Source organism: Pseudoalteromonas sp. BSi20480 (genome assembly GCF_000241365.1).
Lineage (GTDB): Bacteria > Pseudomonadota > Gammaproteobacteria > Enterobacterales > Alteromonadaceae > Pseudoalteromonas > Pseudoalteromonas marina.
The window spans coordinates 53,079-61,852 of the sequence record NZ_BADX01000090.1 but is presented as its reverse complement, the minus strand read 5'-3'; the positions used below and the strand labels follow the sequence as shown (position 1 = coordinate 61,852).

Here is an 8,774-nt window from a genome sequence, read left to right as displayed (position 1 = left end):
AATTAATAAGGACAAAAAACAGTTGGCTGTTTTCGTTCCTCAACATTTTAGCCAACAATTTTTTGCCCATTATTAGGGCGTTATATTGCTTTGTAAGGTCAAGTATTGAATTTAAAAGAAAGGAAGGAAAGCGGCATCTTATATGCGGTGTTCATTACCGTTCTGTTGTATTTCTTTTTTAAAATTACTTTAATTTTCTCTATAGTTTCAGTCAGGGATTCCACTTGCTTAAGCTCTATTTGGAGTAACTCTGATACTGTAATAACACCATTCTCTGCATTTTTTATTGTGGCAATATTTAGCTGCATTTGGTTATTTTATTGCGGTATAAAGTACAAACAAAAAGTAGGTAAATCGGCATATTTACTATTAGCCGTCGGAGCTGTGTTCTATTATTTTTGGTTCCAAGGTTTTTACGGTTTCTGGCAGCTAATGAGCTACGAGCAAAAGGAAATTACATTACAAGAGTTTTTTGAAAAAACAGGTGGTACAGAAAGGTTAAAGTTGTATGGTAGTGGCGCTAATCAAAATGTATTGTGTAAATCGCAGTATAACAAAGTAAATTAAAAGTGCGGACAAAAAACAGTGGGCTTTGTTCGTACCTCACAAATTATAGCCCACTATTTTTAGCCGTTTATTTGCGGCGTTATGTGTTTCGTAAAGTATGAGTTTCAAAAATAGCGACGAAGGTTTCGAATGTGAAACAGTACAAAAACATAATAAACTAGACAGATACTTTTATTTTCGCACTTTGATGAGCTACGTATCAGGCTTTAATTAGTGAAGAAATAAGTAAAGTATTACATAACAATCGTAAATTAATTAAGTGCTCACCTACTTTAATTTTTTCACAGGGAAGTTAAATGAACTTAAATCAAATTACATTACCTGTTACAGATATGGAAATTTCGACTAAATTTTATCGCGACTTAGGTTTTACTCAAATTGTAGACACCCCGCATTATGCTCGCTTTGAATGCCCAGACGGGGATTCAACTTTCTCCTTGTCTTTAGATCGAGGTGAGTTTGATTGTGGCACGGTAATATATTTTGAACATGAACAATTAGATCAACTGGTTGAGGCTTTAAAAGTTAAAGGTTTTGTATTTATACAAGAACCTACAGACCAGAGTTATTTATGGCGAGAGGCCGTACTGCATGATCCGTCAGGTCATAAAATTAAGCTATATTGGGCGGGTGTTAATAGGGTTAATCCACCTTGGCGTGTAGAAGTACGCAGCTAATACAAATCAGATCTTTAATTATGCAATGTTCAACTTTACGCTATTAAAATCTAACCTCAAAATACAAACAACTATCAGGCTTAACGCCATTGGCATTAAACCTGACAGCTCAAATTTAACCAATCAGCGTTAATTAGTCGGCATTAAATATATCTCGCGAACATTGTTGCGCTGGTTTGCTTCAATGGCAAACAGTACGGCGTCGGCTACATCTTGCGGGTCGAGCTTATCGGGCTTTGCTTCATCAAAAAATGGGGTGTTTACCATGCCAGGGGCTATGGTGGTACAGCGGCCGTTCCATTCGCTCATTTCCTCAGCTAAGTTTTGCCCAAACCCGTAAGCAAACCATTTAGTTGCACCGTAAATAGAGCCTTTTATTGGCTTACGGCCAGCGGCTGAGCTGGTTAATATAAAGTGGCCTTTGTTTTGGCGTAAATGGGGCAGGGTTGCTTTTGCCGTCCACAGCAGGGCTTTAATGTTTATGTCTATCATGGTTGACCATTCATCGGGATCGCCTTTTTCAGTGCCTGCGGTTGAAACGCCCATACCTGCGTTGGCAAATGCGGCATCTAGTCGGCCAAATTTTTTAAGCCCTTTTGTTACTACGTTTTCAAGTTCGGTAAAGTCGGTGGCATCTGCGGGTACACTCAGTGCGTTATCTTCACCTAATGACTCAACTAGTTCAGCTAATTTATCTTCACTTCTGGCGGTAAGAATGACTTTATGGCCGTTATTAACCAATGTTTTTGCACTCGCTTCACCTATGCCACTAGAAGCACCTGTAATTAGAACTACTTTTTCTTTCGCCATGATTATTTCTCCTATGTTTACATATTCAAAATTATAGAAATTCGATTAGTTAAATAGTGAATCGAATAAGACTTACCATAGCAGGCTGAAGTTAACCTAAATTGAACATATAGCGACTCATTTATTACTTTAATTTAGCTGTGTGTATAAAAAATAGGTTAATTTTATTTATGGCTATATACTCGCGCGGCTTTTCGTTAGCGCGGTTGTTTTTTGTTCTAGTGTTAGATTTAATCACCGCAAAATAGAGTGAAAATAATCCTGTAGGGCCTATAGGTATTTGGTCGTTAACGTTAAATTATTAGCTAAAACGTATTTGGCTTATTTAAATTGTGCTGGGTGTCAGCCATTTTTTGGAATATGTATGAAAGATAAACTTATTGTGTTTTGGCAAAGCCATTCAGAAACAATCATCACTTTAGGTTACAAAGTGGTATTGGCGTTGGCTATTTTAGTTGCGAGTGCACTTATTGCGCGTTCAGTAAAAAAAGCGATTAAAAATTCTAAGTCGCCATTAAAAAAAGTAGACGAAACGCTACTACCTCTGTTATCGAGCATTGCTGGGTATTTAGTTTATATAATTGCTGGGCTGTTTATTTTAGATATTTTTGGCGTTAATACGGCAAGTTTAATAGCGCTAATGGGCGCGGCGGGTTTAGCGATTGGTTTAGCGCTTAAAAACACCTTAAGTAATATTGCCGCTGGCATTATGTTATTAATACTGAGGCCATTTAAAATAGGTGATTTTGTAGATGCGAGCGGCACGCTTGGCACAGTGAACGAAATAAACTTATTTACGACCATTTTTAAAACCACCGACGGCCTTTATATCGCATCGCCTAACGGTAAAGTATGGGGCGGCAACATTAAAAACTTTACCCGTAACGGTAAAAGGCGCATGGATATAGTGGTGGGTATTTCGTACGCCGACTCTATTGATGTGGGCTTAAATGTACTTAAAGAACTCGCCGAATCAGAGAGCCGACTACTTGCAGAGCCTGCACCTAAAGTAATGGTTACTTCAATAGGCGAAAGCGCAGTAAATATTCAATTACGTGCATGGGCTGTAAATGGCGATTACTGGCAAACAGTGTGGGATTTAAATAAACGCGTTAAAGAAGCCATAGAAGACGCGGGGCTGAGCATTCCGTTTCCGCAGCGAACGTTGCATATATCTGAGTCGATGGCATCGGCAATAACAGTAAGTAAAGAAACTTAAACTCTATTAGCACAAACACAAATAAAAATAGCGAGCCTTAGCTCGCTATTTTTGTATTAGCTTTTTGCTGACGAGTATTAACCTTCTAATTGAAAGTCGTACACTGAGCCTAAGTTAAGCAGTTGGGTTAGTTCATCCAGTGCTTGGTAGCTTTCGGTAAGTAGGGCTGAATCGGCAAAGTCGCTTGCGCCTAGCTTATCGCGGTAGTTACGCTTTGCCCAGTCACAAAGCTGAGTGTATTTAGTATCGGTTAAAATAACCTCTGGGTTTACCGCAGTAAGTTCTTGCTCGTTAAGAGCTACACGTAAACGCAGGCAGGCAGGGCCGCCGCCATTTTGCATACTTTGGCGCAGGTCAAAAAACTGCACTTGGTTGACTGGGTTATCGGCTAAAATCATTTCTTCAATGTAGGCGCTTACTGCGCTATTACGTTGGCACTCTTGTGGTGCTACTAATAGCATTGAGCCATCATCTAGGCTTACTAATTGGCTATTAAATAAGTAACTGCTTACTGCATCGCTAATGCTTACTTTATCGGTAGGTACTTCAATTATGTATAGCTGTTTGCTGCCGGTGTAGGCATCGCGAATTTCTTGCAGGGCATCTTGTTGGTTTAAAAATGCTTGCTGGTGGCAAAGCAATACGTTTGCGTTACCTACTGCAATTACATCGTTATGAAACACGCCTTGGTCTATAACATCTGGGTTTTGCTGCAGTAAAATTTGGCTCGATTCTTTTAAGTTATGTAATCGGCAAATGGCTTCTGAAGCTTCTAGTGTTTGCCTTGCAGGAAACTTAGCCGGTTTTGGTAATTGGCTGTTAAAGGCACTTGCACCAAATACAAACATTTCTAGGCCTTGCTCGCCGTGGCTGTCGCAAAGTCGGGTATGGTTAGCCGCGCCTTCGTCGCCAAAAAAGCCCTGATCGGGTAAATGCGTGTGGTGTGCAAAGTAGCTATCGTTATTAAACATGGCTTTTAGTAAGCGGGTAGTTGTAGCAGGCTCTAGGGAGCGATGAAACTTATTGTTTAAATTAGCTGACGTAAAATGCACTTTGCCATCGAGGGTGTCTGGCGATGGAGAAACAGTAGCGGCATTGGCGGTCCACATTGCAGAGGCCGAATAACACGCGCGCAATAAAATAGGGTCGGCTTTAAATGCTTTATGAATAACTTGCGAGTCGTTGCCGGTAAAACCTAGGCGACGTAGTACGTTTAAATCGGGGCGTGCATGGGGCGCAAACACACCTTGTGTTAGGCCTTTGTCGTGCATGGCTTTCATTTTTTCAAGGCCCTGTAACACAGCTTCTTGAGGGTTTGAAAAACTTGCCGCATTATTTAACGAGGCAACGTTACCATACGATAAACCCGCATAGTTGTGAGTAGGGCCAACTAAGCCATCAAAATTTACTTCTAAGGCGTGCATACACGTTCCAATCATATTGTTTTTAGTAACTTAACAATACAACGCAATGGCCGCGCTTGCAAAGCCTATAAATACGAAATTTATCGGCTGTAAACTCGCTCTTTGTCGCACGTAGTATGGGTATTGCTCGGATCGTTTACCTGCCATACGCTAATGTCTAAACGCCATAGTAGGTAAAGGGTGTGGTATAGGTTAGCCATGGTATTTTCCTTGAAAGTTTCACTGAACACATCTGTACTTTGAAAGAATTATGCCAACTGTTAATTGAATATTTTATGAATACAAATCAGATATTTATTAAAACACTAAAAATAACTTTTGAGCGCTTAGCACCACTTTGGGGCTAAAAGGGTTAAAAGTTGCACCAAAAAGCCACGCAACAGGTGCGTGGCGTATGGTTTATACGCTGTATTTAGCGCCCTACTTTACCCTTTACTAGTGGGTCGAACGACAGCACACTAAATTTTCCTTGGCTGGCATTTCTACCGTTATTTAATACTGGCGAGCGATGTAGCTCATCTACGGTAAAATATATTTTATGATCGGCGCCATAACTAAAGCCATCAGGCCAGCTTAATCGCTCGTCTTTAAATAATACGTGGTATTTACCGCTTGGTTTTACTACGCCAATCGCGCCGTTAGTTATGTCGGCGACATACACATTGCCGCCGCCATCAACAATAATGCCATCTGAAATGGGTTTAGTGCCGTAACGCGTTACTTTACTTTCAAGGGCGCTTGCGCTCAGGCTTTTATTGTTAATATCGCTTGTGGCAATACGATAAACCGATGTGCCAGACATAGAGCCAAAGTAAAGCCACTGTTCGCTTGGGTCGAGTGTGATTGGGTTTACCCCTAAACGTGCTGGTTGGCCGCCTAGTTTCATGGTGCGCCCTTCAATGACCATATCGATGTTTTCGGCTGTGGTGTATGGGCTATTTTGTAAGACTCTGCGCGCCTCACCTGTTTTTAAATTTACGGTAATAATAGCGGCTTGGTTGCCTTGTGCGGTGTCGGCAATGTATACAACGCCGTGTTTATTATCGATAACTAAATCGTTTAAAAACGAGGTGTCGGTAATGGTGGGTTTAGCTAAATAAATTATTTTATGCAGCTGCTCTTTGTTGGTATCCCAGCCGACTAAACGCCCAGCATGATCAGGGCCTGATGTATCAAGCATCCATAATACGCCATCGGCTGATACATTTATGCCAAGTACATCGTAAAAGCCTTTGCCGTTTTTATACGCGTATGCCCATTCTTCATTAGGGTAGGGTTTGGTGGTGCCATCGCTTAATAGCTCCATAATTTTTTGTTTTTGGCCGTAAAAACCATGTACCGATAAAAACTTACGGCCCGAGGGCGTAATAGCAATATTACCCGGTGGGTGCTGCGCGTCGAATGTGGCTACTGTTTTTAAATCAGCATTTTGATTAGCGGTATTAGCAAACACACTGCTGGTTAAAAACGCGGTGCTGCAGGCTGCAACTAAAAGTATTTTTTTAATCTCGATCATGTTTAAAAGCCTTCTAAAACAAGTTTACCGCGTGAGGTGTGCGACTCTAAAATTTGATGTGCTTTATATAAATTAGCGGCGTTTATTAATCCTAAATTTTGCCCAAGCGTGGTTTTAAGTGTACCTGCGTCTATCAGCTCACTAATTTCATTAAGTAAGGTGTGCTGCGCCGTTATATCGGCGGTAGTAAATAGCGAGCGGGTAAACATAAACTCCCAGTGCACTGAAATACATTTACGCTTAAACTTTAAAATATCGAACGATGTAGGGTCATCTATTAGCGCAAATTTACCTTGGGGTTTAATACACTCCACTATTTGGTCTTGGTATTGGTCGGTATGGGTTAAGCCAATAACGTAATCAAACTCAGCTAAACCTAGCTCTTTGCGCTGCTCGTTTAAGTTTTTAGAATGATCGAGCACGTGATCGGCTCCTAACTCTTTAAGCCAAGTTACGCTTTGCTCGCGCGATGCAGTACCTACCACGTTTAGCCCAGTAAGTTGCTTGGCAAGCTGTACTAAAATAGAGCCAACGCCACCTGCGGCGCCAATAACTAAAATAGATTGCTGAGTATTTTGCTTATTTTTTGGTCACTTGCAGGCGATCAAATAGCATTTCGTAGGCGGTAATGCTGGTTAGCGGCAGCGCTGCGGCTTGTGCGTCGGTTAATGTTTTAGGCGCACGCCCTACAATACGCTCGTCAACTAATTGAAATTGCGCATTACTGCCTTGGCGCGATAAATCGCCGGCGTAAAATACACGATCCCCCACATTAAATAACGAAACCGACTCGCCAACGGCTTTTACAACGCCTACGCCGTCCCAACCTAATACTTTGTAGCCTTGCTCTGGCGCTACATTTGCACGTATTTTTGTATCAACAGGGTTTACCGAAATAGCATTTACTTCAATAAGTAGGTCGTGCCCGGTGGCGGTTGGGGTATCAAGTTCAATTGCTTGTATAGAGTTGGGTGTAAGCGTTTTAGTGTTTTTGGTGTAGCCAAATGCTTTCATGTGCGTTCCTGATGATTTTAACCAAGTGTTTTTAACGTGTAAGCACTATAGCTCAGTTGAAAAATAGAAAAAGACATGAAAAACTAAAGCACTTTCAAATTTTAATTGAAAATATGCGATCATTTAACGATATTCAAACTTTTATAGATGTAGCCAGTTGCGCCAGTATTTCTGAAGCCGCACGGCAAAACGCGCAAACCCCAGCGGCGGTAAGTGCAGCTATTAAGCGCCTAGAAAAAGATTTAGGAAACGTATTGTTTATTCGCTCTACCCGCAGCTTACGATTAAGTGTGGCAGGGGAGCAGTTTTTAAGTTACGCCAAAGATTCACTTTCGCTTATTCAACAAGGGGTAGCTGCAGTACAAACCGCTGTGGGCGAAGTAACAGGGACACTACAGGTATCGGCCCCGTGCGATTTAGGGCGTAATAAACTAAGTGAATGGCTTAATGAGTTTTTAGCGCAATACCCGCATGTAAAACTTAAACTGCACTTAAGTGACGAAGTAAGCGACATTTACAGCCAATCAATTGATATTGCACTGCGCTTTGGTGTACCAAAAGATTCGCAGTTAATTGCAGCGCCACTTTTTTTAAATAATGCGCGTATTTTAGTGGCCTCTGCTGAGTATATTGCTAAAAATGGATTGCTTACACATCCACTTAATTTAACGCAGCACACCATCATTACCTTTATGCGCTTTGGCGAGGTGTTTAAAGAGTGGCGATTTTATAAAAATGGCGCAGTGCAAAAAGTGCAGCTAAATTGCCAACACATAGTTAACGATGGAGAAATGGTTAGGCGCTGGGCGTTAGAGGGCAAAGGCATTGCGTATAAGTCGTACTTAGATGTAATTGATGATTTAGCAAGCGGGCAACTCGTTCATTTATGCCCCGAGTGGCAAAGCGATCCGCTACCGCTTTATATGATGTACGCCGACCGACGCCAAATGACCCCGGTGATCAGCGCATTTAGGGCGTTTATTCAACAAAAAATAACCGCGTTAGTTGGCTAACTCATCGTCACTTTTAGTATTTAAATCGTTTACCACTAAATCAAGCAGCTGCATTAGCTGTTTGGCTTGTGTGGGGTCTACACTTTCAAACTTACATAATATATTTTTTGGAATATCAGCGGCTTCGTTTTTAAGGGCTTGCCCACTTTGGGTAAGCTGAATTAGGCGCTTACGCTTATCGTGCTCATCTTTAATAACAGCCAGCAGAGACTTTTCGGTCATTTTTTTGAGTATTTGGGTCATAGCGCCGCCATCAATAGCGGTTTTATCTATTAGCTGCGCTATGGTTACTTCATCTTGCTCCCACAGCGCCATCATTACTACATACTGCGGATACGTTAAATTAAGTGCAGCTAAAGGCTCACGGTAAGCACGTGCAATGCTATTTGATGCCATATATAACCTATGACAAAGCTGATTTTTTAATTTTAGTTGCTCAAATGACATACCCAACTCCTAGTGCGTTAATACCTTCAACTCAAAAAACATTTTAATTTGCATGCAAAGTATTTGCAATCTCTAATTACTTGGCCT

At 41.2% G+C, this 8,774-nt stretch carries 8 protein-coding genes and 1 pseudogene; 4 read left to right on the top strand and 5 right to left on the bottom strand.

Going from position 1 to position 8,774, the window contains the following annotated elements:
* Positions 1–105: 105 nt before the first annotated feature.
* Both P20480_RS19430 and P20480_RS08320 read left to right on the top strand, forming a co-directional pair.
* Complete coding sequence (locus P20480_RS19430) at positions 106–567, top strand: hypothetical protein (RefSeq protein ID WP_138739514.1); 462 nt, start codon at positions 106–108, stop codon at positions 565–567.
* A 296-nt stretch (positions 568–863) separates the two neighbouring features.
* Entirely contained in the window at positions 864–1,244 is a 381-nt protein-coding gene (locus P20480_RS08320) for a VOC family protein (RefSeq protein WP_008130011.1), read from the top strand.
* Positions 1,245–1,373: 129 nt separating this feature from the next.
* Here the strand turns inward: P20480_RS08320 and P20480_RS08325 are convergent, their stop codons facing one another.
* A complete protein-coding gene (locus P20480_RS08325) occupies positions 1,374–2,054 on the bottom strand; it encodes an SDR family oxidoreductase (protein WP_004587015.1) in 681 nt (226 codons plus the stop codon).
* 364 nt (positions 2,055–2,418) lie between these two features.
* On the opposite strand from P20480_RS08325, the gene P20480_RS08330 reads away from it, so the two are divergent.
* Positions 2,419–3,273, top strand: a complete 855-nt coding sequence (locus tag P20480_RS08330) for a mechanosensitive ion channel family protein (RefSeq protein WP_008130006.1) — start codon at positions 2,419–2,421, stop codon at positions 3,271–3,273.
* Positions 3,274–3,350: 77 nt separating this feature from the next.
* Here P20480_RS08330 and astB read toward each other — a convergent pair whose 3' ends face one another.
* The 3 genes and pseudogenes from astB to P20480_RS18170 form a co-directional block, all read right to left on the bottom strand.
* Entirely contained in the window at positions 3,351–4,697 is a 1,347-nt protein-coding gene (gene astB / locus P20480_RS08335; protein ID WP_008130004.1) for an N-succinylarginine dihydrolase, read from the bottom strand.
* 412 nt (positions 4,698–5,109) lie between these two features.
* On the bottom strand, positions 5,110–6,213 hold the full coding sequence (locus P20480_RS08340) for an L-dopachrome tautomerase-related protein (protein WP_008129999.1): 1,104 nt from the start codon (positions 6,211–6,213) through the stop codon (positions 5,110–5,112).
* A 2-nt stretch (positions 6,214–6,215) separates the two neighbouring features.
* Positions 6,216–7,227: pseudogene (locus P20480_RS18170) on the bottom strand (zinc-binding alcohol dehydrogenase family protein).
* Positions 7,228–7,340: 113 nt separating this feature from the next.
* Here P20480_RS18170 and P20480_RS08345 point away from each other — a divergent pair.
* Complete coding sequence (locus tag P20480_RS08345; RefSeq protein WP_033025490.1) at positions 7,341–8,240, top strand: LysR family transcriptional regulator; 900 nt, start codon at positions 7,341–7,343, stop codon at positions 8,238–8,240.
* On the opposite strand, the gene P20480_RS08350 is transcribed toward P20480_RS08345, so the two are convergent.
* A complete protein-coding gene (locus P20480_RS08350; RefSeq protein WP_008129992.1) occupies positions 8,229–8,687 on the bottom strand; it encodes a MarR family winged helix-turn-helix transcriptional regulator in 459 nt (152 codons plus the stop codon). The two genes, P20480_RS08345 and P20480_RS08350, sit on opposite strands and share 12 nt — an antisense overlap.
* Positions 8,688–8,774 lie beyond the last annotated feature (87 nt).

Excerpts from the sequence above, each read along its gene's own strand:
- P20480_RS08340 (WP_008129999.1), bottom strand. The coding sequence starts at position 6,213 with ATGATCGAGATTAAAAAAATACTTTTAGTTGCAGCCTGCAGCACCGCG.
- astB (WP_008130004.1), bottom strand. The coding sequence starts at position 4,697 with ATGCACGCCTTAGAAGTAAATTTTGATGGCTTAGTTGGCCCTACTCAC.
- P20480_RS08330 (WP_008130006.1), top strand. The coding sequence starts at position 2,419 with ATGAAAGATAAACTTATTGTGTTTTGGCAAAGCCATTCAGAAACAATC.
- P20480_RS08320 (WP_008130011.1), top strand. The coding sequence starts at position 864 with ATGAACTTAAATCAAATTACATTACCTGTTACAGATATGGAAATTTCG.
- P20480_RS08345 (WP_033025490.1), top strand. The coding sequence starts at position 7,341 with ATGCGATCATTTAACGATATTCAAACTTTTATAGATGTAGCCAGTTGC.
- P20480_RS08325 (WP_004587015.1), bottom strand. The coding sequence starts at position 2,054 with ATGGCGAAAGAAAAAGTAGTTCTAATTACAGGTGCTTCTAGTGGCATA.
- P20480_RS08350 (WP_008129992.1), bottom strand. The coding sequence starts at position 8,687 with ATGTCATTTGAGCAACTAAAATTAAAAAATCAGCTTTGTCATAGGTTA.